The organism is Nitrosomonas sp. Is79A3, assembly GCF_000219585.1.
GTDB lineage: Bacteria > Pseudomonadota > Gammaproteobacteria > Burkholderiales > Nitrosomonadaceae > Nitrosomonas.
In genome coordinates, this window is record NC_015731.1 from 2,811,560 (window position 1) to 2,836,387 (window position 24,828).

The 24,828-nt window shown below is 44.7% G+C and carries 27 protein-coding genes, 1 other RNA gene, 2 pseudogenes and 2 other annotated features; of the genes and pseudogenes, 21 read left to right on the forward strand and 9 right to left on the reverse strand.

What is annotated here, in order from left to right:
- The first annotated feature begins 19 nt into the window (after window positions 1–19).
- The 13 genes from NIT79A3_RS12995 (at window position 20) to NIT79A3_RS18835 (ending at window position 11,311) form a co-directional block, all read left to right on the forward strand.
- Window positions 20–1,351: a TRZ/ATZ family hydrolase gene (locus tag NIT79A3_RS12995; RefSeq protein ID WP_013966643.1), complete on the forward strand. Its 1,332-nt coding sequence runs from the start codon at window positions 20–22 to the stop codon at window positions 1,349–1,351.
- Window positions 1,352–1,370: 19 nt separating this feature from the next.
- Window positions 1,371–2,078, forward strand: a complete 708-nt coding sequence (gene ubiG, locus NIT79A3_RS13000) for a bifunctional 2-polyprenyl-6-hydroxyphenol methylase/3-demethylubiquinol 3-O-methyltransferase UbiG (RefSeq protein WP_013966644.1) — start codon at window positions 1,371–1,373, stop codon at window positions 2,076–2,078.
- Between the two features lie 162 nt (window positions 2,079–2,240).
- A complete protein-coding gene (locus tag NIT79A3_RS13005; protein ID WP_013966645.1) occupies window positions 2,241–2,888 on the forward strand; it encodes an HAD-IA family hydrolase in 648 nt (215 codons plus the stop codon).
- Window positions 2,889–3,126: 238 nt separating this feature from the next.
- Window positions 3,127–3,488: a transfer-messenger RNA gene (gene ssrA / locus NIT79A3_RS18355) on the forward strand.
- Window positions 3,489–3,625: 137 nt separating this feature from the next.
- Window positions 3,626–5,314 (forward strand): replication endonuclease, encoded by a 1,689-nt coding sequence (locus NIT79A3_RS13010; RefSeq protein ID WP_348225626.1) that lies wholly within the window; start codon window positions 3,626–3,628, stop codon window positions 5,312–5,314.
- Entirely contained in the window at window positions 5,292–5,564 is a 273-nt protein-coding gene (locus tag NIT79A3_RS13015; protein ID WP_013966647.1) for a hypothetical protein, read from the forward strand. The genes NIT79A3_RS13010 and NIT79A3_RS13015 overlap by 23 nt, the downstream gene beginning before the upstream one ends.
- Window positions 5,565–5,641: 77 nt before the next feature.
- Window positions 5,642–6,055: a hypothetical protein gene (locus NIT79A3_RS13020; RefSeq protein ID WP_013966648.1), complete on the forward strand. Its 414-nt coding sequence runs from the start codon at window positions 5,642–5,644 to the stop codon at window positions 6,053–6,055.
- Window positions 6,052–6,246, forward strand: coding sequence for a MerR family transcriptional regulator (locus NIT79A3_RS13025; RefSeq protein ID WP_013966649.1), 195 nt, complete (start codon window positions 6,052–6,054; stop codon window positions 6,244–6,246). Before NIT79A3_RS13020 ends, NIT79A3_RS13025 begins: the two co-directional genes overlap by 4 nt.
- The gene (locus NIT79A3_RS13030) at window positions 6,222–7,307 is read left to right on the forward strand and encodes a site-specific integrase (RefSeq protein ID WP_013966650.1); all 1,086 of its coding nucleotides are present in this window, start codon (window positions 6,222–6,224) and stop codon (window positions 7,305–7,307) included. Before NIT79A3_RS13025 ends, NIT79A3_RS13030 begins: the two co-directional genes overlap by 25 nt.
- A gap of 36 nt (window positions 7,308–7,343) precedes the next feature.
- Complete coding sequence (locus NIT79A3_RS13035) at window positions 7,344–7,646, forward strand: type II toxin-antitoxin system HigB family toxin (RefSeq protein ID WP_013966651.1); 303 nt, start codon at window positions 7,344–7,346, stop codon at window positions 7,644–7,646.
- 20 nt (window positions 7,647–7,666) lie between these two features.
- Entirely contained in the window at window positions 7,667–8,041 is a 375-nt protein-coding gene (locus NIT79A3_RS13040; protein WP_013966652.1) for a transcriptional regulator, read from the forward strand.
- Between the two features lie 286 nt (window positions 8,042–8,327).
- Window positions 8,328–10,787 carry an SIR2 family protein gene (locus tag NIT79A3_RS13045; protein ID WP_013966653.1) on the forward strand — a complete coding sequence of 820 codons (2,460 nt, stop codon included), beginning with the start codon at window positions 8,328–8,330 and terminating at the stop codon, window positions 10,785–10,787.
- A gap of 365 nt (window positions 10,788–11,152) precedes the next feature.
- Complete coding sequence (locus NIT79A3_RS18835) at window positions 11,153–11,311, forward strand: hypothetical protein (RefSeq protein ID WP_013966654.1); 159 nt, start codon at window positions 11,153–11,155, stop codon at window positions 11,309–11,311.
- A 72-nt stretch (window positions 11,312–11,383) separates the two neighbouring features.
- Here the strand turns inward: NIT79A3_RS18835 and NIT79A3_RS13050 are convergent, their stop codons facing one another.
- The 5 genes from NIT79A3_RS13050 to NIT79A3_RS13070 all read right to left on the reverse strand — a co-directional run bounded on the left by NIT79A3_RS13050 (window position 11,384) and on the right by NIT79A3_RS13070 (window position 15,854).
- Window positions 11,384–11,632 (reverse strand): hypothetical protein, encoded by a 249-nt coding sequence (locus tag NIT79A3_RS13050; protein ID WP_013966655.1) that lies wholly within the window; start codon window positions 11,630–11,632, stop codon window positions 11,384–11,386.
- 561 nt (window positions 11,633–12,193) lie between these two features.
- On the reverse strand, window positions 12,194–12,898 hold the full coding sequence (locus tag NIT79A3_RS13055) for a glutaredoxin (protein WP_013966656.1): 705 nt from the start codon (window positions 12,896–12,898) through the stop codon (window positions 12,194–12,196).
- 185 nt (window positions 12,899–13,083) lie between these two features.
- Window positions 13,084–14,814: a ubiquinone-dependent pyruvate dehydrogenase gene (locus tag NIT79A3_RS13060; protein WP_013966657.1), complete on the reverse strand. Its 1,731-nt coding sequence runs from the start codon at window positions 14,812–14,814 to the stop codon at window positions 13,084–13,086.
- A 610-nt stretch (window positions 14,815–15,424) separates the two neighbouring features.
- On the reverse strand, window positions 15,425–15,583 hold the full coding sequence (locus tag NIT79A3_RS18360) for a DUF3309 family protein (RefSeq protein ID WP_013966658.1): 159 nt from the start codon (window positions 15,581–15,583) through the stop codon (window positions 15,425–15,427).
- A 64-nt stretch (window positions 15,584–15,647) separates the two neighbouring features.
- A complete protein-coding gene (locus NIT79A3_RS13070) occupies window positions 15,648–15,854 on the reverse strand; it encodes a DUF3185 family protein (protein WP_013966659.1) in 207 nt (68 codons plus the stop codon).
- Window positions 15,855–16,099: 245 nt separating this feature from the next.
- Here NIT79A3_RS13070 and NIT79A3_RS19570 point away from each other — a divergent pair, with 245 nt between their 5' ends.
- The 3 genes from NIT79A3_RS19570 (at window position 16,100) to NIT79A3_RS13085 (ending at window position 18,021) form a co-directional block, all read left to right on the forward strand.
- The gene (locus NIT79A3_RS19570; RefSeq protein ID WP_013966660.1) at window positions 16,100–16,450 is read left to right on the forward strand and encodes a CsbD family protein; all 351 of its coding nucleotides are present in this window, start codon (window positions 16,100–16,102) and stop codon (window positions 16,448–16,450) included.
- 150 nt (window positions 16,451–16,600) lie between these two features.
- Window positions 16,601–16,708 (forward strand): entericidin A/B family lipoprotein, encoded by a 108-nt coding sequence (locus NIT79A3_RS18370; protein WP_348225773.1) that lies wholly within the window; start codon window positions 16,601–16,603, stop codon window positions 16,706–16,708.
- A gap of 84 nt (window positions 16,709–16,792) precedes the next feature.
- A protein-coding gene (locus NIT79A3_RS13085; protein WP_156796972.1) for an IS3 family transposase occupies window positions 16,793–18,021 on the forward strand; the annotation gives its coding sequence in 2 pieces (ribosomal slippage) (window positions 16,793–17,081 and window positions 17,081–18,021; 1,230 coding nt in all).
- Window positions 17,071–17,187, forward strand: a sequence feature (AL1L pseudoknot). (Overlaps the previous gene by 117 nt.)
- Window positions 18,022–18,059: 38 nt before the next feature.
- On the opposite strand, the pseudogene NIT79A3_RS13090 reads toward NIT79A3_RS13085, so the two are convergent.
- From NIT79A3_RS13090 to NIT79A3_RS13110, 4 genes and pseudogenes are all read right to left on the reverse strand, one after another.
- Window positions 18,060–19,285: pseudogene (locus tag NIT79A3_RS13090) on the reverse strand (IS256 family transposase).
- 274 nt (window positions 19,286–19,559) lie between these two features.
- Window positions 19,560–19,976: pseudogene (locus NIT79A3_RS13095) on the reverse strand (IS5/IS1182 family transposase); the annotation flags it as partial.
- A 33-nt stretch (window positions 19,977–20,009) separates the two neighbouring features.
- Window positions 20,010–21,238 (reverse strand): IS3 family transposase gene (locus NIT79A3_RS13100; RefSeq protein WP_156796972.1). Its coding sequence is split into 2 segments (ribosomal slippage): window positions 20,010–20,950 and window positions 20,950–21,238, totalling 1,230 coding nucleotides; the frame shifts between segments, so codons are not numbered across the junction.
- Window positions 20,844–20,960, reverse strand: a sequence feature (AL1L pseudoknot). It overlaps the preceding gene by 117 nt.
- The gene (locus tag NIT79A3_RS13110; RefSeq protein WP_348225627.1) at window positions 21,165–21,839 is read right to left on the reverse strand and encodes an IS5 family transposase; all 675 of its coding nucleotides are present in this window, start codon (window positions 21,837–21,839) and stop codon (window positions 21,165–21,167) included. Before NIT79A3_RS13110 ends, NIT79A3_RS13100 begins: the two co-directional genes overlap by 74 nt.
- A gap of 247 nt (window positions 21,840–22,086) precedes the next feature.
- Between NIT79A3_RS13110 and NIT79A3_RS13115 the strand changes: the two genes are divergently transcribed.
- The 5 genes from NIT79A3_RS13115 (at window position 22,087) to NIT79A3_RS18375 (ending at window position 24,682) form a co-directional block, all read left to right on the forward strand.
- Window positions 22,087–22,296: a transposase gene (locus tag NIT79A3_RS13115; RefSeq protein ID WP_013966662.1), complete on the forward strand. Its 210-nt coding sequence runs from the start codon at window positions 22,087–22,089 to the stop codon at window positions 22,294–22,296.
- Window positions 22,297–22,366: 70 nt separating this feature from the next.
- Window positions 22,367–22,936 (forward strand): HNH endonuclease family protein, encoded by a 570-nt coding sequence (locus NIT79A3_RS13120; protein WP_156797086.1) that lies wholly within the window; start codon window positions 22,367–22,369, stop codon window positions 22,934–22,936.
- Window positions 22,937–23,151: 215 nt separating this feature from the next.
- Window positions 23,152–23,427, forward strand: coding sequence for a GIY-YIG nuclease family protein (locus NIT79A3_RS13125; protein ID WP_013966664.1), 276 nt, complete (start codon window positions 23,152–23,154; stop codon window positions 23,425–23,427).
- A gap of 203 nt (window positions 23,428–23,630) precedes the next feature.
- Entirely contained in the window at window positions 23,631–24,116 is a 486-nt protein-coding gene (locus tag NIT79A3_RS13130) for a hypothetical protein (protein ID WP_156797087.1), read from the forward strand.
- Window positions 24,117–24,130: 14 nt separating this feature from the next.
- Entirely contained in the window at window positions 24,131–24,682 is a 552-nt protein-coding gene (locus tag NIT79A3_RS18375; protein ID WP_013966666.1) for a YMGG-like glycine zipper-containing protein, read from the forward strand.
- Window positions 24,683–24,828: the final 146 nt, after the last annotated feature.

Consider the following 24,828-nt stretch of genomic DNA (forward strand, 5'->3'; position numbering starts at 1 on the left):
TCTACACATTGCATAATGCATGAATGACCGGCTAGAAATCGACACCGTAATAGAAGCGAAATGGATTATTCCCATTGAACCGGCTGAAATCACACTGAATCAACACGCAATTGCAGTAGACAAAGGAATCATCAAAGCTATTCTGCCGATATCCGAAGCCAGACTGCGTTACAAACCCCAGCAAACAATTACACTGAACGATCATGCGCTGATCCCGGGCCTCATCAACTTGCATACCCACGCGGCCATGACACTGATGCGTGGATTTGCCGATGATTTACCCCTGATGGAATGGCTCAACAAACACATCTGGCCGATCGAGAAACAACATGTTGATGCCCAATTTGTACTGGATGGCACTCAACTTGCCTGCGCGGAAATGATCAAAGGCGGCATCACCTGCTTTAATGACATGTATTTCTTTCCGGAATCTTGTGTTGAGGCTGTAATCCACTCAGGAATGCGCGCTGCGATCGGCATGATTGTGATTGATTTTCCAACTGCCTATGCCAGTGACGCTGATGATTATCTGGCTAAGGGACTGAAATTACGTGATCAATATCACCAGCACCCGCTGCTTTCCTTCTGTTTTGCCCCGCATGCGCCATATACTGTCAGCGATAAAACTTTTAGCAGCATCCTGACTTACGCAGAGCAACTCAATACCCCCATCCATACCCATTTACACGAAAGCCAGGATGAAATCCGCATCAATCTGGAATCCAACGGTGTACGCCCGATTGAACGTTTGCATCAATTAGGATTGCTCAGTCCAAACTTGATTGCGGTGCATATGGTGCATCTGACAGACCATGAAATTAAACTCGTGCATCAATATGGCTGCAGTGTTGCACACTGCCCTTCATCCAACATGAAGCTTGCCAGTGGTTTTGCACCGGTTCCTGCACTGTTAAATCAGGGCGTGAATGTTGGCCTCGGCACCGATGGCGCAGCCAGTAACAATCGCTTGGATATGTTTGAAGAAATGCGTCAGGCGGCATTGCTGGCAAAAGCAACCAGTGGCCAAGCCGATGCCTTACCTGCGCATCAAGCACTCAGAATGGCCACTCTGAATGGTGCCAATGCTTTGGGATTAGGCGAAATAACCGGTTCTTTAGCCGTTGGAAAAGCGGCTGATATCACAGCAATCAATTTTTCCGCCCTGAATCTCACGCCCTGCTATGATCCAGCTTCACATTTGGTATACACAGTAAGCCGCGAGCAAGTGAGTCATGTATGGGTAAATGGTAGAATGTTACTAGACGATAAAGAATTGACTACACTGAACCCGTTTGAACTGCAATATCGTACAGCTTACTGGCAAGAACGTATTGCCACGACATCAAGATAATCCGCATAAAGGAACACAAATGGAAAATGACGGCATTAACGCTGATCCGCTGGAACTTGAAAAATTCAGCCAACTTGCGCACCGCTGGTGGGATCCGAACAGTGAATTCAAACCGCTGCATGAAATCAATCCATTACGCCTTAATTACATTGATGAATTGGTCGATGGACTGGAAGGAAAAACCGTTCTGGATGTCGGATGCGGCGGCGGCATTTTATCCGAAGGCATGGTATCCAAAGGCGCTCATGTAACCGGTATTGATCTCAGCGATAAAGCGCTCAAGGTTGCCAAGCTACACTTGCTGGAAAGTGGTCACCAAGTTGATTATCGCAAGATTACTGTCGAATCCTTGGCGAAAGAACAGCCGCAACACTATGACGTAGTCACCTGCATGGAAATGCTCGAGCATGTACCTGATCCAATGAGCGTTATTCGCTCATGCACTCAGCTAGCCAAACCCAAAGGATGGGTTTTCTTCTCAACCATCAACCGCAACCCGAAAGCCTATCTGTTTGCCATCATTGGTGCTGAATACGTATTGAAACTGCTGCCGCGCGGCACGCACGAATACGCCAAATTTATCAAACCATCCGAACTTGCACGCATGGCACGAAATGCGGGGTTGACGGATGAAAAATTGATCGGCATGACGTACAACCCAATCACCAAAGTCTACGCACTGGAAGATGATACCGACGTTAACTACATCATGGCTTATCGCAGCTAATTTAAGGAGCCTCTGAATAATTGTCATTTCGAGCATAACGAGAAATCTATGCTTCTGATTCGCAAAGATTCCTCACTGCGCTCGGAATGACAAAGATGAGTTATTCAAAGCTTCCGTAAATTCCCCAGCACAACGTAATTTTCACCACTTAATTTCTGACCAATGATTAAAGCAGTCCTTTTCGATTTTGATGGCACGCTGGCTGACACCGCCCCCGATCTCGGCCATGCCCTTAATCGGCAACGCATTGCACGTGACATGCCTGCATTGCCCATTGAACAGATCCGCACCCAGGCATCAGCCGGTTCACGGGGATTGCTGGGACTCGGTTTCAATATCAAGCCGGGTGACAATGACTATGAATCCATGCGCGATGAATTCCTTGATTTCTATACACAGCGCCTATGCCACGACACTTGCTTGTTTCCGGGTGTTGATGAATTGCTGGATCATTTGGAAACACGCAATCTACCTTGGGGCATTGTAACCAACAAGCCTGCACGTTTCGCGCACCCATTGATTGAACTGCTCGGTTTGGCTCAGCGGGTTGCCTGCGTCATTTGCGGCGATGAAACCACCAATACCAAACCACACCCGGAACCACTACTGACCGCCAGCAACAAAATAGCCATCTCACCCGCCCACTGCATTTATCTGGGAGACGATATCCGCGATGTCCAAGCCAGTCTGGCGGCAGGCATGCAACCCATCGTTGCCCGCTATGGCTATTTGGGTAACGATCAACCGCCCGAAACCTGGGGTGCCCGGCATCTAATCGATCATCCCAAAGAATTACTGAATTATCTGTAAAGGGCGCCTCTAAAAACCCAGGGCTTAAACAAAACAAAGTCCGAGCAAAAAATGGTGACGCAACATATAACTGATATGTAAGGAAACATTTTTTGTAAGCAACATGGTGTTGTGACAAAATTTGGATTTTTAGAGATCCCCCTAAAGAAGCACGTATTAATTCTGTTAGAATAACCCACATATAGGACTTGAACTTTCTGGTTTCAACACCATCCTATACACTACCAAAACGAATACCGGGGACGATCTGGTTTCGACGTGGGTTGCAAAGCAGCGCAGGGCATACCGAGGATCAGTCTACCTCGTAAATCCATCTGAAAAAAAATAGTCGCAAACGACGAAAACTACGCTTTAGCCGCTTAATACGGCTAGCCTCTGCACCGGTGGGCCTCAACGCCGGGTCTGGCAACAGACAGCAGAGTCACTAACGAGGATCGTGTTCTGCAGGGTCACTTTGCAGAACACTAAACGCAAGGTGACTCGCTTGTCATTAGCCCGCCAGTTGGCGAATGCCAGGTTAAATTAAATAACATGGCTAAGTATGTAGAACTGTCTGTAGAGGGCTTGCGGACGCGGGTTCGATTCCCGCCGTCTCCACCAATAAGCGGTCTAATCCAGACCACTCAAGACCAACTAAGACCCATATAAAACAGGGTCTTAGTTCAAGTATCACAAATCCCCCTTTAGTCTCGGCTGGTCTCCAAAGGCCTCGGTTGTGGCACAAAAATGACACAAATTTGCCACAAGTCATTTATGCCGATAATCTCACTGAAGCGTATGGAACAGAAAAATGCCGCCGGATTCGGCAACACATTTTCACTGAGCTTTCCCCAATTGCGGGAGACTTAGCGGCTCACTATGTCAAAACGGCTGAACGATCCAGCTTCGAACAAGCAAACCATGCATTAATCGATATTCATGATCAATTGCGCATTGAAGACCTGAATCTATGCGCTGATCCTGAAGAACTGCTCAATGCCGCCAAGTGCTTCGCTGAAAAATGCTATCTGGCACGAAACCGCGCGCAGTCTCCTTCTGATGCTTATCAAGCCTGTTTGCGGGTCGTCGATCACTACCAAGTCAAACGACCATCCATCAAAGGCGATAACTTAGAACCGGCTTTGAATCGAATGTGCTGCCATCGCTGGTGGTATCGTAGAATCCAGATACTACGACTGCGCAAGATTGAAACCATTTCCAGAAATATCGAGTTGGTCAGCCGCCTCCGTGGCACTTATGCCAGCGATTACACCATTCATGTTAAGCGTAAGCAAAAGGAGAGAAACCGGCTCTATCTGGCCTCTACCTTTGTAGGTAATGAAAATGGTGAGCTTTTTTCCCTGCAAAACCTAGCCGATCGTTCGGTATCCAATCCAGCAATTCGCCGTGCTGAATTGATGGTACGCATCCGAGGGTTTGAAATGGTGGCTGATCATCTGGGTCATGTCGGTGAGTTCTATACTCTTACCACCCCTTCCCGCATGCATGCTTGTCTGCACCATGGCGCAATCAATCCACGTTATGACGAAACCACTGTATTACAAGCGCATGAATACTTAACGCATCAGTGGTCTTTGATACGCGCTGAATTGCATCGCCAAGGTATCCAGCCTTACGGCTTCCGTGTAGTCGAACCGCATCACGACGGCACCCCGCATTGGCATTTGCTGTTATTCATGCCAGACAAACACCGGGAAGCTGTGCGGAGTGTTATGCGCCATTATGCACTTCTTGATAGTGGCAATGAACCCGGTGCACAAGAACATCGCTTCAAAGCCGTTGCCATTGATCCAGAAAAAGGCACGGCTGCGGGTTACATTGCCAAGTACATCGCCAAGAATATTGATGGTTATGCGCTGGATCAAGATTTGTATGGCAATGATGCCGTAAAAGCATCCGAGCGCATCACCGCTTGGGCGAATACCTGGGGCATTCGTCAGTTCCAACAAATTGGCGGCCCAAGTGTTACCGTCTGGCGGCAATTACGAAAACTGGACAAAGCCGACGACCCGGAACTTGAAGCTATCCGACGATCCGCAACGGCGAGCGATTGGGCAGCCTTCATGCTGGCAATGGGTAACCCTGAAACCCCGCACCGCTCACACGCAATCAAACCATTCTACGACGAGAGCAAACAACTCAATCCACTAACCGAAGAAGTTTATTCACCGCTCATTGGGCGCTATGGCGACACTGCCCCACTTCGGGTTGCCGGTATCGTTTGGAAAGGAATGAATTTAAGTACCCGCAAGCATGTTTGGACGCTTTTCAAAGTCGACAGCGAGGACGTGACATTAAGGAGCGAGGCGCAAGCCGAGCGCACGCAATGTCACGCCGGAGCTGTTTCTCTTGGACTTGTATCAATAACTGTACCAACCCCATTTCATCATCAGGAGGTTATCCATGAATACCCAACTCAACACTAAAAAAGACATAAGAAAAAACATGATGAATACATTCGATCTTGAAGAAGCAGTTTCTTTAATTTACCGCCTTGCCGTTCTCAAAAAGGATGCACCAGAACCGGGCAAAAAACTCAGTATCACGCAAATTGGCCATATCTGCGGCGTATTGACACTTAATGATCAGATTGAGATTGTCATCAAGTTTCACAATGAAATGCGGCAATTCACCAAAGAGGAATTCTATGCGCAAGTAAAACTTTTAGATAAATAGGACAAATGTCATATTGACTGACATAAATAGTAGTGTACGATCATGAACAATATTAATCATGAGAGGCACTACTTGTTATGACAGACAATCCAAAAAGACTACTTGTTCTGAGCGAAGAAGACGAACAAACCATTCTACAACATATGAAGGAATTCAGGGGTGTAGGCACCACTTTAGAAAGCGCTCTCGGTGCACTGATTTTAGGTCAGTATTTTGGCTGGCGAGTTCTTAAGTTACTGCACAACCCTGCTACTTATCGCATCTATGAAAAAGTGCTCGGCATTGAGTTCAAAAATGTATGTCCGGAAATAACCGAGCTTGGCCGGAAAAAAAGTATTGGCTATGCCATTACTGAAAAACTCGGCAGTTTCTGGGCGGTAGTAATGGGAAAGCGCAAAGTAGCGGACAAAGGCAAGATTGATAATCAATCTGAAGTTGAACGTCATGTAGCTGATCATGTAGCCGGTATGGATAAGGAGGAAAAGAAATGAATCACTCCGAACATATATTGGTCACCATCAAAAAATTTGCTGAATTGACCGGCTTAACTGAAGAAGCCATTCGTCAATATATAAAGAAAGGACAATGGCTAAAGAAAATTCACTGGGATAAAGCACCAAACGGCAGAATCTTCATCAAAACCAAGGCAGCTTACGCATGGATCGAGGGAATCGGGGCATAACAATCCGCGGCAATAGTGCCCAGATCGCGTTCACCTATCAGGGTGTACGTTGTCGGGAGACTCTCCCTATTCCCCCAACCAAGACCGCACAAAAGGAACTGGCGCTTAAACTGCAATCTATCAAGTACGAAATCAAAATCGGCACTTTTGATTATCTTAAACACTTTCCCTTTAGCAAGAAGGCAAAAGAGCTTCGCAAAACTCGCCCGGATCGTTACACCATCGGCGAAGGTTTAAAAAGCTGGTTACAGCGTAACCAAAGCAGATTCCAGACAAGCACGCTACAAGACTATAACAGCGCCATCTATCACCATCTGATTCCAGCTTTTGGTGAGATTACCATTGCTGAGCTGACTGCTAACATGATCAAGGAATGGTTGAATAACCTGCCCCGCTCCAACAAACGCAAAAGTAACGTTCTTACCCCGCTGCGTCAAATGTATGACGAAATGTACCATGATGAGATCATTGACAAAAATCCGCTGGAAAGGGTAAAGAACCTCCCGACACAATCCCGAGAGCCGAAACCCTTCACACAAGAAGAAGTCACCAAAATTCTGAATGAACTGACTGGGCAAGAAAAAAACCTGATTCAGTTTGCCTTTTGGTCAGGGCTGCGCACTTCCGAGCTGATTGCCTTGCGCTGGCAAGATGTTGATCTTGAGCAAAACCGGATATTTGTCAAAACCGCTTGCGTCCGCGGTCAATTGAAAGAAACCAAAACAAAATCAGGAAAAAGGGAAGTCACACTTCAGCCGCAAGCCAGAGAAGCCCTACTCAATCAGCAGACCTATACCGAGAAACTCAATGATACTGTTTTCCATGATCCCCGCACTAACAACTCCTGGAAAGACGATCAGCCGATACGTAAAAATGTTTGGACTCCGGCACTGAAAAAAGCTGGCATTGAATACCGCAATCCTTACCAAACACGTCACACCTTCGCATCTACACTGCTTTCAAGAGGCGAAAATCCGCTTTGGGTTGCTCAGCAAATGGGACATAAGGATTGGGGGCAGATCATAAAGATTTATGGACAATGGATTCCTCCATCAAGATAGTTGCCAAAGTCCCATAATGGGACTAATATTTCACCCATGAGAATCATCGCTCTATCGACTTTGAAAACATTCTGGGAAAATGATCCATCTTACGCCAATGCAATTCAGCCTACACTTGCTTGGTACAGACATGCATTAAAGGCTAACTGGGCAACTCCCGCAGAAGTGAAAGGAGATTTCAAAAATGCCAGTATCCTCAAAGACGGCAGAGTCGTATTCAATATTGCCGGGAATAAATACCGGCTAGTGGTATGGATTAACTATGCTTATAGCGTCGTGTACATCCGTTTCATCGGCACCCATGCCCAATATGATCAAATTGATGCACAAACTATTTAATTCCGGAAACAACTCTGATTATGGACATCAAACCAATCAAAACCGACACCGATTACCGTGCGGCATTAAAGGAAGTTGAAACACTAATGATGGCAGAACCCAACACGCCAGAAGGTGAAAAACTGGATGTTCTGGTTACGTTGATCGAAGCCTATGAACGCAAACACTTTCCGCTTGACCTACCTGATCCTGTTGAAGCCATCAAATTTGAAATGGAGCAGAAAGGGCTAACAGTCAAAGACCTAGAACCGATGATTGGAAAGAGCAATCGAGTGTATGAAGTTCTAAACCGGAAACGTTCCCTGACACTTAAAATGATTTGGAAACTACATCAAGAACTGGGTATTCCTGCTGAATCTCTAATAAAACAACCCACTCAAACGCATATCGTTTAAGAAACACCTAATAATTCTAATTAAATTATGAAATAAGAAGGGACTTGATTTAGTTTTCTTTTTTGCGTATTTCTAAACTGAATGCCTTACGCAGACAGAATGTTAATCTGATGTAAAATCGGTAATTTCTAAAATGCGCTTGTGTATGTGGCATTCCGATCTTTGATTTAGAGCCCCACATGAGGTATTCTTCAAAATGTCAACAAGTTATATTAAACCAGCATAGTTATTCCATTTCAAATTTAAATATGCCTGCTCTATATTGAGCTCACTTTGAAGAATTACGATGAAAATTGATATAGATAAAAATCTATTAAAAAAAGAAAAACCTGACACAGAGGAACTCATTAGTAAAATTTTAACAGGGAAAGCTATCTTATTCACAGGTGCTGGATTTTCAAAGGAAACCAAAAATATTGACAATGAAGAACCCCCACTTGCTAAAAAATTAGCTACTGAAATATGCCACTTAGGTCAGTTTGATAAGGAAGATGATCTTAGATATGCTGCGGACTACTATCTAGAAAATAGAGATAAGGATAAATTAGTTACTTTTCTAAAAAAGAAATTCTCTCTAAACGAAGTATCTGACGAACATATAAATATATGTAAATTAAATTGGAGAAGATTCTATACAACTAATTACGATAAATGTATAGAAATTGCTTCTGCAAAATCAGGAAAAGTAGTTGAATGTATTGATATAAATTATCAAACACAAGAATATTATAAGCGTGATGGTTTATGTATTCATTTGAATGGTTCAATAGACAGCCTTACTCAAGACTCACTAGAAAATAGCTTTAAGCTATCCACATCTTCTTACATTTCTGCAGATTCATTTACAAAGTCAGATTGGTTCTATTATTTCAAAAAGGATTTGGAAAGAAGCAGTGCAGTAGTCTTTGTTGGATATTCTATGTATGACGTGGAAATCCAGAAATTATTATTTGAGAATCAAACCTTTAAAGAAAAAGTATATTTTATTATACAAGAGAACCCTGATTCTAAATCAGTTTTTACTTTATCAAAGTTTGGAAAGATAGTTCCAATTGGAGTTAAAGGCTTCTCAAAAATCATTCATGAGTATGCTCATAATTTTGAGCACACTAATAGAGAGCACTATCTACAAGCTTTAAATCTTTATGAATTATCAAATGAATCTAAAGAAATCAGAGATTCTAATGTTGAAACCATGCTTTTGTATGGCGATATTGACGATGTACATATTGACAATGGCATCAGTGGAGAACAAAGATTTCCATATTTAGTTGTCCGCGATGAAGTCTCCGATATTTTAGAATTCATAAAAAAAGGTGTAAACACTGTCATTTATGGCGATCTTGGAAATGGAAAAAGTATCTTACTAAGAGAAATAAAGTCTCACTTTACAATCAATTCTATTGATGTTTACGATATCGTGGATTGGGAAGCTGATTATATTGGAGATTTCGATGAACTCAGTAAATCAAATAAAAAAATTGTAATCATTCTTGATGGGTATGAGCGCTATCTTGATCTAATTAAGCATTATTCTGCAACTCTTCCAAGCAATATAAATATTATTGCCTCTGCAAGAACATCAGAACATGAGAGGCTCAGATCTGAGCTAAAGTTAATACACTTTCAGTTTTATGAAATAAATATAGATACACTATCTCATAAAGAAGCATCAAAATTCATAGACATCATAGATAATATTGGGATGTGGGGAGAAAAGGCCGGATTATCCCATGACAGAAAAATAGATCATTTAAAACAAAAAGATTCTTTCCAATTTTCCTTATCGCTTTTAGCTCTACTCGACGCACCTCAAATAAAAAATAGAATTACATCTCTTCTAGTTAATATAATAAAAAACCAAGAGCATAAAAATACGATATTCTCAATTGCCCTTATTGAAGTATTAGATCTTAAACCGAGTTTTAGTTTAGTTTCTGAAGTTGCTGCCAGCAATGATATTTATAGCTCTTTACTGCGTCAGAATGAAGATTTTAAGCAATTGTTTAAACTGTCAGATCGTCAAGTTTTAACAAAATCAAGCCTTTTTTGTTTGTCTTTAATAAGAAACCATTTTTCAGCTTCATATATTACTGAGCAACTTCAAAAAATAGCTAAGCATTTTAATTCCCATTCAAATATAAAAAAGGATTTTGAGCAAGAACGAATTTTTAAATCAATGCTAAAATTTTCTTTTGTCGAGCGATTACTACCAGATGCCAATAAAAAGGGAACTCTAAAAATATATTACGAGGATTTAAAAATCTCAGTGCCGTGGCTTATAAAAGACCCGCACTTTTGGCTTCAATATGGGATGGCAAATATTACCTTCAAGGAATATTCAAAAGCTCAGAGTTTCCTGGATCAAGCATATGCTTTAGCAGAAAAACGAGATAATTATCATACAAGTAACATAGATACACAGCAAGCCAGATTGTTAATTCTTATTGCTATGGATGAAAGTGATGGCGCAAAAATTTACGATAAGTTTGATAAAGCCCATAGATTACTTTGTGGGTTAGATAATGATGTTTATAAATTTAGACAGGTAGAAAGATATAAAGAGTTTTATGACGTGTGTTACAAAAAGCTGTCTGGTCCCCAGAGGACTAAATTCCATGAAGCATGTAAAAAAATGCTCAAAGACATGGCATCTGCAGAAGAAAGTGGCGATATTGATGGAACTAAACAAAGAAGCATAAAGAGAGCAAAAGACAATCTTTTATATATTGCTAGAATCAATTAAGATGATTCATTTAAACTTGAAAGTCTGAGTTTATATTAAACTTTGCATGTGAATGATGATTGACTATATAACAGTAATTTTAATAGTGCTTGCAAATTAGCTTCGACCTAATTACTAATAGCACATGCTGCTGCTTAAGACTCACGAATTGTCGTGAAATGACACAAAAATAACACAGGAAAACACTAAATGGTTGATTTATTAGCAAGAGACCAAGGTTCGATTCCCGCCGCCATTTGAAATCCCAACCCTGATCGGTTGGGATTTTTTTTGCCCGGAGCGCCTATGTGCTCTACCGTACGGATTCAACATGGATATATATTGCATTATGAAAGCTCATCAACTCATAAAAGAGGGCTGCTGCTATGACTTTCCATGAAGATAACAATAGCGTAACCGAATCAAGTAATCAGAACTTCTATAACCCAAAAATTGCATACCCGGAAGATATTCCACTGCTTGAAGCTGATGATGAGCAAAACTTCACGTTGTCGGACGGTATGTTTCATATCGAAGAACTATAGTTTTTTTTCTCCCTCTATGTGTGGGAGAACGAACCGACGTTGAAAACGCCGTCAGACATAATACAAATTCATTCATAGCGCATCAAGGATTAATATCATGATTCCATTTAATAAAATATCACTACCACTTATTTTCAGTGCTGTTTTCGTATTGAGTACATCTGCAGTTGCACAAACCTCATTATCATCGAATATTACTGAAAATACGGATTCAGCACAAAAGTCACAATCTAGTTCAAAACAGAACACCCCTGCTGTACCCAATCTAAATAACCCTGCTATGGTTAATCCAAACGATCCTACAGGAGTAAACTCAAACATTCCTAGCTCTCCTGGAATTCCCCCCAGTAGCGCACCGGGAATGAATTCAGTAAGTCCTTCTAATCCAAGACCAACTAGCGGTCAATAATGTTTTTTATCTTTAATTGACAAAGCTCAGTTATCGTAAACGCTAGGAGCCTGTCGGGCTTAAGGTCAATCTACTACGCCAATGGGATAGCGGTTCATATTTCCTCAATTTTTCATTGCATAGTCTCGCTATGCGCTTCAAAATTGAAAAAATCTGCACTCGCTCTCCCACTCGGCTCGCTACGATTGCTTAAATCCGACAGGCTCCTAGAAAGGCAAAAGCGATAACTGAGAGAACAATTACTCGGGGAAGTAAATTGATCTTGTTCAAGATGTCCAATTGCATTAGTACAAACTTCACCATTGTCTAAAAAATTGATTAGTTTTCTACATTTATACTAACTTTAAGGAACCTCTGAATAACTGTCATTTCGAGCATAGCGAGAAATCTATGCTGTTGATTGCCAAAGATTCCTCATTACGTTTGGAATGATAAAGTTGAGTTATTCAGAGACTCCATTAATGTCTCTTTTTCTAAATCTGAGCTGTCAATACCCACGCACCCATAAATGCCATCATCGCATTTTCAGAGAAACTGACTGCTCCAAGTGGTACTTTAGAGTTACCGCCAATGCAAGCGCAGTTTAAATCTGTTTTATCGATATAAACAGCTTTAAAAATTGAAACACCACCTGTGATACCGACGAATAAGGATAACCACCCTGTAATATACAAATACTGCGGCGCTAAAAAACCAAGCCCGGCAATTAATTCGGCAAAGGGATAGACTTTTCCATAAAACGGCAATGATTTGGTGATTAAATCATATTTTTTAAAGCCTTCTACAAAACTATCCAGATCCATCAACTTAAGACACGCCAATAGACACAAGGAATACCCCATAAAACTATACATGATGTTTTGGGTGAATATTGCCATGAGCAAGGCAACACTAAAAAGTGCGATGACAGGAACGTATGACGTCTCTTCCGGCTTGTGATCAGCTTTTGCATCATAGTGATTTGCCAACTCTGAATATCCGCCAATTCGTTCACCATTTAAAAATATTTGCGGAGTGGTATCAATTCCCCACTTTGTTTTGAAGTCTTCTTCTTCCTTCACAGAGTTAAAGACATGATCATTGAAATCTATGCCATGCTCATCAAGCAATTTGACCGCTTTCTTACCCCATGGACAGCTTTCCTTTCGAAACACTTCGTTTGAGATTTTCTCACTCATTTCTGGCTCCTATTTTTGGATCGATTGGTTGTATTAATCTAATCGTGTCCCAAGATTTCAACTTTAATATGGAATTGATTTACATCTCGTCTTAGCAACCCAAACTATCTGCGTTGCCGCTGCTGGGTTAAAGCCAATCGGCCAAATGAATTCTGCGCAGCATTGAGAGTTACTTAATTGGTATATCACAGATCTCGGATATATTTGATATTGGTCCTAAACGCATCCCAGGCTTCGTCCATCCGACCTCCCAGCGCCAGCTTGGCCTGTGACTGTATATAACGGGACATTACGCCGATCGAAGTATGCGGCGGCAGAGTCGGCACATGCGGATTGGTAAAAACATCGACTAAAGCCGGACCATTGTGTAACAACGCCTCTTGGAGAGTATTTTCCAGTTTGTCTGGATTAGTGACCGAATAACCTCGGATACCACAAGCCTCAGCCACCATCGCAAAATCGGGATTGATCATCTTAGTCTGCCAGTCGGGCAAGCCTGCTACCTGCATTTCCAGTTCGACCATGCCCAGACTATGATTGTTAAAAACAATCAGTTTTATCGGCAGTTTATATTGGGCAATAGTCATCAGATCACCCATAAGCATCGAAATACCTCCGTCGCCACAAAATGCGATGACTTGACGCTCGGGTGAGTGCAGCGCGGCGCCGATAGATTGCGGCATAGCATTGGCCATGGATCCGTGCGAGAAACTACCCATCAGCGTGCGCTTTCCGCTGCCGTGCAGATAGCGTGCAGCCCACACCGTGCTCATGCCGGTATCCGCAGTGAAGATGGCATCGTCGTCGGCTAGACGATCAATCATTGCGGCGACAAATTCGGGTTTGATCAGGTTTTCCTCGCCAGGATCGGCGGCATGTACGCGATGATCTTCCTCCACTTCGGCGTAGTCAGCTAGACAGGCATTTAAAAAAACATCTTTTACCTTAGGATTAATTAATGGCAACAAATTCCGCAACGTGGGGCCAATATCACCGCACAGACCCATGTGCAATGCAACTCGCCGCCCAAGCCGCTCTGGCTTGGTATCGATCTGTACGATTTTGATCGAGCTATCGAGAAATTCCTTCCACGGAAAATCGCTACCGAGCATGAGCAACAGCTTGCCACCTGTGATGGCGCGAGCACCGGCCTTGTTGCCAAGCAAACCCGTCAGTCCGACAGCGTAAGGATTATCGTATTCCAACATCATCTTGGCCTTAAGCGTATAAGCCATCGGAGCCTTGAGAAGGCGAGCCAATTCAATTACCTCTACACGAGCATCAGCACAGCCAACGCCTGCATAAATTCCAATGTCCTCGGAACTATTAATCAATTCCGCCAATAGCTGAATCTCAGTATCGGAAGGGATCATAACCGGCTGTGGCCGATACAAGTCAGCACACAGCGCGTTTTCCTCGGCGTTACACGTCATTAGATCACCAGGAAAAGCGCACACCCCCACACCCTTACGATTCCATGCGTGCTGAAGCGCCTGCTGCAACATTCGCGGCAATTGCTGCGGTGTCGTCGCCACCTCATTGTAATGACTGCATCCGTCGAACATGTGCAGGTCGGTGGACTGAAAGCTCTCAGTGCCGTAATCCTCAGAAGTAATGGTCGAAGCCAATGCTAATACCGGAGATCCCCAGCGATGGGCGTCATAGAGACCGTTGATCAAGTGAACATGGCCCGGCCCGGAGCTGCCAGCGCAGCAACCCATCCCACCAAGCACGCCTTCAGCCATCGCTGCATAGGCGCCGACTTCTTCATGACGGACGTGAATCCAGTCAATACTGCCATCTCGACGCAGAGCATCGTTGAAGAAATTAAGGCTATCGCCAGTGACGCCATAAATGCGACGAATACCAGCAGCCTTGAGCATTTCAACCAATTGTTCGGCGACGGTGCGGCCCATGGGATTCTCCTAAAGGTTTAAGTGCGGCAGGTTGGTATGTATTCAAACTGAGTGATATTTAAATAGGCAGAATGCTCGTGCATGATATTTGTTAAAGAGGGATTTTCCAGAAAGTGATGTAGTTATTCATGCGCCGAATCAAACAAATTCTCTATAGAAACAATAAGTAAGTGAGCGCAATGTAATTCATGAAATATACAGATAAAAGATGTCTTGCAAGACATCTGACGGATATATTTCATGTTCTCTAATTCGTCGGTTTTTTAACACCCGGATAGGTAGGAATATTACGTCCCATGTGTTCGTGGTGCACAGTACAGACCACACCCACCGACTAAGGTGACACAGTTGCTGAATCAGGAATTCAATTACGCCATACGTCGATACAGCAGACATCATTCGGTACAGCAGTAGTTCTTCCACTGACTATGTAGTTATGTTTCACTCAATCGTTTCCCAACATTCTCGCAATTCATTTTCTCTCATTCATATTCGCTAAAGATTACGAGAAGCACCTCTTTCTGGTTCTCTGCATAAAACACAGAACCAACCGGAGGTACGATCTGTCATTACTTTGATTTTATGCTTTCTACGCAATCAAATGCGGGTACTATATTCGACCCAACAGCATCAGAATGAGTAAGATCAGCAACACTGTCCCAAGGATACCACTGGGGAAATAGCCCCATTCCCTACTGTGTGGCCACGTTGGAATCGCGCCAATCAGCATCAGAATCAGAATCACCAACAGTATTGTTCCTAGTGTCATTTTATTTCTCCTTAAAAATTCTCAAAAATATTTGGCTATAAATTAGGTAACAGGATTGCCACTTTCAATCTATCTTTCCCGAACGCAACACACCAAATAACCCAACCACGCCTGCAATAATGCCGCCGACCAATAGCCATATGGCTTTGTTAGTGGGCGAACCTGTTAGTACTTGCGATACATCTGAACTTGCGGAATCAAAGGCACTCACGCCCCAGACAATCAAAAGAACTCCAACGATAAGTAGTGCAACGGATATACCTTTGTTCATATGTTTCTCCTGAAGGATTGAGGGTCAAGAAAGCGTGTAGCTAAAATAGCCATCCCACTTGCGACAATTGCTAAGAATAAAATTACGCCGATTCTTTTATTGATTCTGTGCGATAGCGCACTGAAGTGTAATTACATCCACTTTATAGTAAGTTTGGATTTGAAGTGAATTAGTTATTTGGTAGGTAGCACAGACTGATGTCGGTTCGTTTTGTGGATGTTTCAACTTAGAATGAGGAATTCATCATGAACAAGGATCAAGTGAAGGGTGAAGCAAAAGACTTGGCTGGCAAAATTCAGGAAGAAGCCGGTAAGCTGACTGGCAGCAAAGAACAGCAGGCCAAAGGGCTGGGGAAACAGATCGAAGGAAAGTTACAGAAGGGTGTTGGCGACTTGAAAGAAACTGTCAGCGAGGAATTCGGCATGAACAAGGATCAAGTAAAGGGCGAAGCAAAAGACTTGGCTGGCAAAATTCAGGAACAAGCCGGTAAGCTGACTGGCAGTAAAGAGCAGCAAGCCAAAGGGCTGGAAAAACAGATCGAAGGAAAGATACAGAAAGGTGTCGGCGATTTGAAAGAAACTGTCAAGAAAGGATAGGAATTTCGGTAGCGCGAACATCAACACCGCGTCTAAAGTAATGATTAAATAGCATTTTAATTATTTCTCGCTGAGTAGTTACATTAAACTTGTAGTAGATTTTATTTTTTATTAAACCATAAAGGGGTCGCTATGAAAATATTGACATTAATGATTGCTTTAATTGTTGTTATCCAATTGTCTGCATGTAACACTTTGAGGGGGGTGGGTAAGGATGTTGAGAAGAGTGGCGAAGCAATCCAGAAATCGACAAACTAAGAGGGTATCCTAAATTTTGTGTAAGTGGCGGTAATGAATCGCCCCGGGTTTTGAGGAGGCTCCAAATCTTGAGAGAATGGAGCGATGAACAAAACAAACAAATATTCCCCCGAAGTAAAAGAACGAGCAGTCCGCCTGGTGCAAGAGCATCGCAGTGAGTACCCTTCGCTGTGGGCGACGATAGAATCGATTGCGCCCAAGATCGGCTGCGCGCCGCCGACATTGCATGATTGGGTAAAGAAGCACGAGATCGACACAGGCCTACGAGATGGCATCACCAGTGAAGAGCGCGAACGCATCAAAGCACTGGAGCGTGAGGTCAAGGAATTACGTCGCGCCAATGAAATTCTGAAACTGGCCAGTGCTTTTTTCGCCCAGGCGGAGCTCGACCGCAAACTCAAATCCTGAGGTCGTTCATCGACCGGTATCGTGACACCCACGGGGTCGAGCCGATCTGCAAGGTATTGCAGGTCGCCCCGTCAGGGTATCGGCGTCACGCGGCCGAGCGGCGCAATCCGGCATTGCGTTGCACTCGTGCCCAGCGCGATGAGGTTTTGATGCCAGAAATTCAGCGTGTGTGGCAGGCCAACCTGCAGGTGTATGGTGCCGACAAGGTATGGCGGCAACTTAAGCGCGAAGGAATGCAGGTAGCTCGCTGCACTGTTGAACGGCTCATGAAACGGTTGGGGCTGGAAGGTGTGCGGCGCGGCAAGGTTGTGCGAACCACGGTTCCGGACAAGGCGCTGCCGTGCCCGCTGGATCGCGTAAACCGGCAATTCAAGGCGGATCGCCCAAACCAGTTATGGGTGTCGGATTTCACCTATGTTTCCACCTGGCAGGGCTGGCTATATGTCGCGTTCGTCATCGACGTGTTTGCCCGGTGCATCGTGGGTTGGCGGGTCAGTTCCAGCATGCACACGGACTTCGTACTGGATGCGCTGGAGCAGGCTTTATACGCCCGGCAACCGGAGCTGGGTGCCTTGATTCACCACAGCGATCGGGGTTCCCAGTATGTCTCTATCCGTTATACGGAGCGGCTTGCCGAGGCTGGAATAGAACCGTCGGTTGGCAGTAAAGGAGATAGCTACGATAACGCACTAGCCGAAACGATCAACGGGCTTTACAAAGCTGAATTGATTCACAAGCAGGGGCCATGGAAAAACAGGGAATCCGTTGAATTGGCGACGTTGAACTGGGTGTTCTGGTTCAATCACCAGCGTTTGCTTGGACCCATCGGCTATATACCGCCGGCGGAAGCTGAGGCACAATACTACCGGCAGTTAGCCAACTTGGATTCTGCCAAAGTTACTTAAACCAAACAGCCTCCAGAGAACCCGGGGTGATTCAGTAATTACTGCTGAGGCATCCTTTCCTCAAACTGAATAGTAAACCTGTTTAACGCAGGTTTCCAATCGCGCAGTGGCATCGTCCATTTCTTGCTGATATTGATCAGTGCCAAATAGAACAATTTAGTAACAGCTTCATCATTTGGAAATGAGCTCCTATTTTTACTAACTTTACGTAAACTCATGTTCACCGACTCAATGGCATTGGTGGTGTAAATGATTTTGCGTATTTCAGGGGGGTAATCGAAGAACGGAATAATACGCATCCAATTGTTACGCCAGGATTTAGCAATTGGCGGATAAGCATCATCCCATTTCACTTCAAATTCAGTGAGATATTGCTCTGCCTCGTCTGCTGTTGATGCGCTGTAAACGCGCTTCAAATCAGTTGCAACCAGACCGCGTTTATTCCAGCCCACGTAATTTAAACTATTACGCACCATATGCACATGCAAAGCTGTACCGTGGCTTGCGGGTAGACCGCCTCAATGGCTTCAGGAAAGCCTTTTAAGCCATCCACACAGGCGATGAAGATGTCTTGTATGCCACGGTTCTTAAGTTCAGTGACAACGCCCAGCCAGAATTTAGCACCTTCAGTCTGTGAGACCCATAAACCCAGCACTTCTTTTTCGCCTTGCATGTTTATGCCAATGGCAAGGTATACGGCTTTGGTACGCACCGCACCGGCATCACGGACTTTGACGTGGATGCAATCCAGATAAATGACGGGATAGACTGCATCCAGCGGGCGGGACTGCCATTGCTTCACATCTTCCATCACTGCATCGGTAACGGATGAGATCAGTGTAGGCGAAACCTCCGCACCATACATCTCGATCAGGTGACTCTGGATTTCGCGTACCGTCATACCACGCGAGTACAGTGATATGATCTTGTCATCAAAGCCAGTCCAGCGTGTTTGGTGCTTAGAGATCAGTTGTGGTTCAAAGCTGCCCTCGCGATCACGAGGGATTTCAATCGGCAACTCACCAAATTCACCCTTAAGGGTCTTGCTGCTTTTGCCGTTGCGGGCATTGCCAGTGAGGTTGCTGACAGTAGCATGTTTGTCATGACCCAAGTGCTCAGTCATTTCCGCTTGTAACGCACGTTCAATCAGCGCCTTGGTGAGTTGCTTAAGTAGGCCATTCTCTCCAATTAGGTCTTCTGGCTTTTTATAGCCTGATAACAGTTGGTCAATTAAATCGTTGGGTAAAGTTCTTGTTGTCGTCATTTCTTATCCATTTCTGAAAGTAGCAGTTTCCTGCAAAATGACCACTTACACAAAATTTCTTACACCCTCCAAACTAACTCGCCGAGATGTATCCTGAATTTTGTGTAAACGGAGTTAAGGAAGCTCTGATTAAGTTATTTATTCTAGTTTTGTCGACAAAGCTATCGGTAGAGTAGCTAATATAGGCATTATTGTGCGATTAATAACTGTAATTTTTAGCAGATTGCATACTATTCTGTCCCCTGATGCTGATTTTCAGGGATATTGGACGGAATTATCCCGTGGTTGGCATCCACACCTTACGGACATGGTAAAGATTAGCCAAGGCAAACAACAGATAAAGCTGTTGTGCATTCTTGAACAATCCTCGGTAACGGACTTTGGTATAACCAAATTGTCTTTTGACAATACGAAACGGATGTTCAACCTTTGCGCGTAGTGAAGCTAGCATACGATTGAGCACGGCATGTTCTGCTGGCAATTCCTCACCGCGCTTGCGTTTGAATGGCATACCCCAGACCGGCTCTTCCGGCTGTCGTTGCGCTTCCAGATTGCGATCATTACGAGTATAAGCCCGATCACCCAATACAATTGCCTCTTCGCCATGTACCAGCGCATCAATCATGTTGCCATCGGCCACTTTGGCCGTGGTAATTTCCAGGCTATGCACCAGGCCGGAATCGGCATCTATGAATCACCCCGGGTTCTCTGGAGGCTGTTTGGTTTAAGTAACTTTGGCAGAATCCAAGTTGGCTAACTGCCGGTAGTATTGTGCCTCAGCTTCCGCCGGCGGTATATAGCCGATGGGTCCAAGCAAACGCTGGTGATTGAACCAGAACACCCAGTTCAACGTCGCCAATTCAACGGATTCCCTGTTTTTCCATGGCCCCTGCTTGTGAATCAATTCAGCTTTGTAAAGCCCGTTGATCGTTTCGGCTAGTGCGTTATCGTAGCTATCTCCTTTACTGCCAACCGACGGTTCTATTCCAGCCTCGGCAAGCCGCTCCGTATAACGGATAGAGACATACTGGGAACCCCGGTCGCTGTGGTGAATCAAGGCACCCAGCTCCGGTTGCCGGGCGTATAAAGCCTGCTCCAGCGCATCCAGTACGAAGTCCGTGTGCATGCTGGAACTGACCCGCCAACCCACGATGCACCGGGCAAACACGTCGATGACGAACGCGACATATAGCCAGCCCTGCCAGGTGGAAACATAGGTGAAATCCGACACCCATAACTGGTTTGGGCGATCCGCCTTGAATTGCCGGTTTACGCGATCCAGCGGGCACGGCAGCGCCTTGTCCGGAACCGTGGTTCGCACAACCTTGCCGCGCCGCACACCTTCCAGCCCCAACCGTTTCATGAGCCGTTCAACAGTGCAGCGAGCTACCTGCATTCCTTCGCGCTTAAGTTGCCGCCATACCTTGTCGGCACCATACACCTGCAGGTTAGCCTGCCACACACGCTGAATTTCTGGCATCAAAACCTCATCGCGTTGGGCACGAGTGCAACGCAATGCCGGATTGCGCCGCTCGGCCGCGTGACGCCGATACCCTGACGGGGCGACCTGCAATACCTTGCAGATCGGCTCGACCCCGTGGGTGTCACGATACCGGTCGATGAACGACCTCAGGATTTGAGTTTGCGGTCGAGCTCCGCCTGGGCGAAAAAAGCACTGGCCAGTTTCAGAATTTCATTGGCGCGACGTAATTCCTTGACCTCACGCTCCAGTGCTTTGATGCGTTCGCGCTCTTCACTGGTGATGCCATCTCGTAGGCCTGTGTCGATCTCGTGCTTCTTTACCCAATCATGCAATGTCGGCGGCGCGCAGCCGATCTTGGGCGCAATCGATTCTATCGTCGCCCACAGCGAAGGGTACTCACTGCGATGCTCTTGCACCAGGCGGACTGCTCGTTCTTTTACTTCGGGGGAATATTTGTTTGTTTTGTTCATCGCTCCATTCTCTCAAGATTTGGAGCCTCCTCAAAACCCGGGGCGATTCATCTACGCCTATGTGTGCTTTTAATCCAAAGTAATAGTTGCTGCCTTTCTTAGTCGAACTCATCTCGCCATCACGTTTGCGTTGCCGGTTCTTGGTCGATGGCGCAGCCGCTATCAGCGTGGCGTCAACTATCGTGCCCTGACGCAGCAATAATCCCTGTTGCGCTAACCGCCCAGTTGTTTCAGCAAACAGGCTTTGTGCCAAGTGATGCTTCTCCAGCAGGTGGCGAAACTTGAGGATCGTCGTCTCATCAGGCATAACATCTTCTCCCGCATCTAGTCCTGCAAATTCACGTAGCATCGGCACATCATGTAACGCTTCTTCCATTGCCGGATCTGAATAACCAAACCATTGCTGCATCATATGAATCCGCAGCATCGCTTCCAACGCAAATGGCTTGCGTCCCAAACCTGCTACCGGATAGTGCGGCGCGATCCGATTCGTCCAGTCTACCCATGGAACCACTTGCTCCATTTCTTCGAGAAACTTTTGCCGGCGAGTTACTTTCGGTTTCTTGATAAATAATGGAATCGATAATACTAATTGTTTCATCAGTGCACTCCATTGCAGCGGTTACAATCTACCGCGTATTTTACAAGTTCTTGGAACTTAATCAGAGTTTCCCTTACCTATTTTGAATTATGCACGGCATAAAACATTCCCAACGACACCTTCTCAGTTACGTTAATCTAGAAGAATAATCCCCCGCCAACCATGAATCAAATCATAAATCTAATATTAAACTTGCGATTCCCCGTGGTCTTGCCACAGGGATCTAATTAGGCTTTAGAATGTTGGAATGAGAGATGTTGTAGAGAAGGCGAGCCACTGTGTGTGGCAGATACATTATCACATTGTATTTCCTGTGAAATACAGACTGGGATTGTTAGATGACGCAGTTGTAAAAATCATTATGATGGCTGCGAAAGAGATAGAAGATCGACACGACATTGAGTTTGAGCAGATAGGTTGCGACAAAGCCGTTCAAACCCGGCTTATCATCAGATAGAGTGTAATGCTCTTAACCCAAACGTAGATGTAGACATAGCTAGCCATTGAAGAATATCGTTTTCATACCCTTGTTAGTTTCTGTCCTCGCGATCATTTCCGGTTGTGCTGTAGAAAAGCGTGACAATATTCAACAAGAATCAATCTCCAGCGCCACACAGAATTCATATAATCGCAAAGATTGGCCGCATTGGATTGATGCTGATGCGGATTGTCAGAATACTAGGCAAGAAATGCTGATCGCTACCAGCCGGGTGCCGGTTAAATTCAAAGATCCTAGACATTGCACAGTTATTTCCGGCGAATGGTTCGGCGTCTACACCGGCAAAACATTTACTAAAGCCTCTGATGTCGATATTGATCACATTGTGCCGCTAGCCCATGCACACAGGCACGGTGCAGATAAATGGACACGTGATCGGCGTAGAGCATTTGCCAATGATTTCGAAAACCTTCTAGTCGTTTCTGATTCAGCCAACCATTCGAAATCGGATCAGGCACCGCATGAATGGCTGCCGCCGAGTAGAAATTACTGGTGCGAATATGGCAAACGGTGGACTCGCATCAAGGATAAATATCGGTTGTGGCATAGCGTTCAGGAGCAAAAAACTTTGGAGTTGTTGGCAGAAACATGCCAGTAATAGTGGAAACCAACAGATACGACTAATATTGGATTTTAGTATTCCGAATTTTGTACACTACTGCATCGGGATTGCATGAGATCGCATAAACTTAACGTCGCAGTCACAAAGATGCCCCCATTACTTAGTAATATGCAATAAATTCAATACCAGCTGATACAAATCATCAAATAAATTAGCCAGTCTCGAATTTTAGGAAGATAACGCAGAAAATCATGAGCTGGACGGTCTATATATTGGAATGTGCTGATTCAAGTCTCTATACCGGCATTACAACCGATTTAGTCCGCCGGATCGCAGAGCATGAAATGGGTAAAGGAGCACGATATACCCATGGTCGCGGTCCGTTTCGGCTTGTACATCAGGAGCTCCACAAAAATAGAGCAGAAGCCTCAAAAAGAGAAATCATAATAAAAGCTATGACTCGGACTAGAAAGTTAGCACTGATTCAGGAAGTTCCGCAGAATGAGAAAGCCCTGATTCACTTCTGAATGTTGCTTGTTATCCCCCGATTGAATAACTGAAACTAATGCGGTTTGGATCCAGTCAAACGAAACGAAATAGTTTTAATGGATTCCTTTGTTATATTATATGATGGGAATATCATTATCAATCTGATCAGAAAGCTCTTAAATGACGAGTTGGTATTCAGAATCAACTTAGTCTTTCACTACTAATGCACAATGGGCTTCATTTGAAAAATATTAGATTGATGTTTCTGATTGCCCTGCTTGCAATGATAGTAAACCATTCTGTTTTAGCGCGGGATGGGCATGGTGGAGGAAACGGACATTATGGAGGCAGTTACGGTCATTCGGGTGGTTATAGTAGTCATGGGCATAGCCACTTAAATCTTGGTATCAATCTCGGCGGTTATTATGGTCCAGGATTTTATGGCTATGGAGGATATGGCGGTTATAGCCGCTATGGCTATGGTGGCTACAGGTTTGGTGGTTATGGATATGGCTATCCGTTTTACTACCCACCTTATTATGCTTATCCGCCAACCGTGATAGTGCCTTCAACACCTCCGGTTTATACGCAGCAGCAACAGGTTGAGCCTGCCCAGCCACAAACCAATTACTGGTACTATTGCCAAAATCCGGATGGTTACTATCCCTATGTCAAGAATTGCCCGGGGGGATGGTTACAGGTAGCTCCGCAACCACCTGCACAATAAAGCAAAGAGAAAACATGTTTATAACAAAAAGATTACTTATATTGCTAATTGTTTGGCTACTAACTGCCTGCGCAAACATGCCGACAGGTCCAAGCGTAATGACGTTACCTGGTGCCGGTAAAAGTTTTGATCAGTTTCGTCAGGATGATAGTGAATGCAGAGAATATGCTTACCAACAAATTAGCGGCAAGACTCCTCAACAATCATCCCGAACTAGCGGTGTAGAAAGCGCCGCTATTGGAGCTGGGTTGGGCGCTGCTTCCGGCGCTGCCATAGCTGGTGGTGAGGGAGCTGCCATAGGTGCTGGAATAGGCCTTTTAGCGGGCGCACTGTTTGGAACAAGCAGTGGCACATCTTCAGGTTATGAAAGTCAACAGCGTTATGACAACAGCTATATCCCATGCATGTATTCGAAAGGTCATAATGTTCCTGTCTCAGGTAACATCAGCAGGGATCTGCCCGCAAATAGTGGCATCAGTCGAAGAATTTCTTCACCACCAGTAAATTCTACTCCACCGCCACCACCACCCGGTAACCCACCGCTTCCACCTCCACCTCCACGGTAGAATTCTCTATAGCTGCAGTGTTTTGTCAAATATGAGGTACGTAGATTAAGCAGCAATTTGGCACCTAGGGTACTTGCCCCATAAACGCTTAACAGTGTCACATTCATATCCCGCTCATTTGTCTTGGAAGAATGTGACTCGACGCG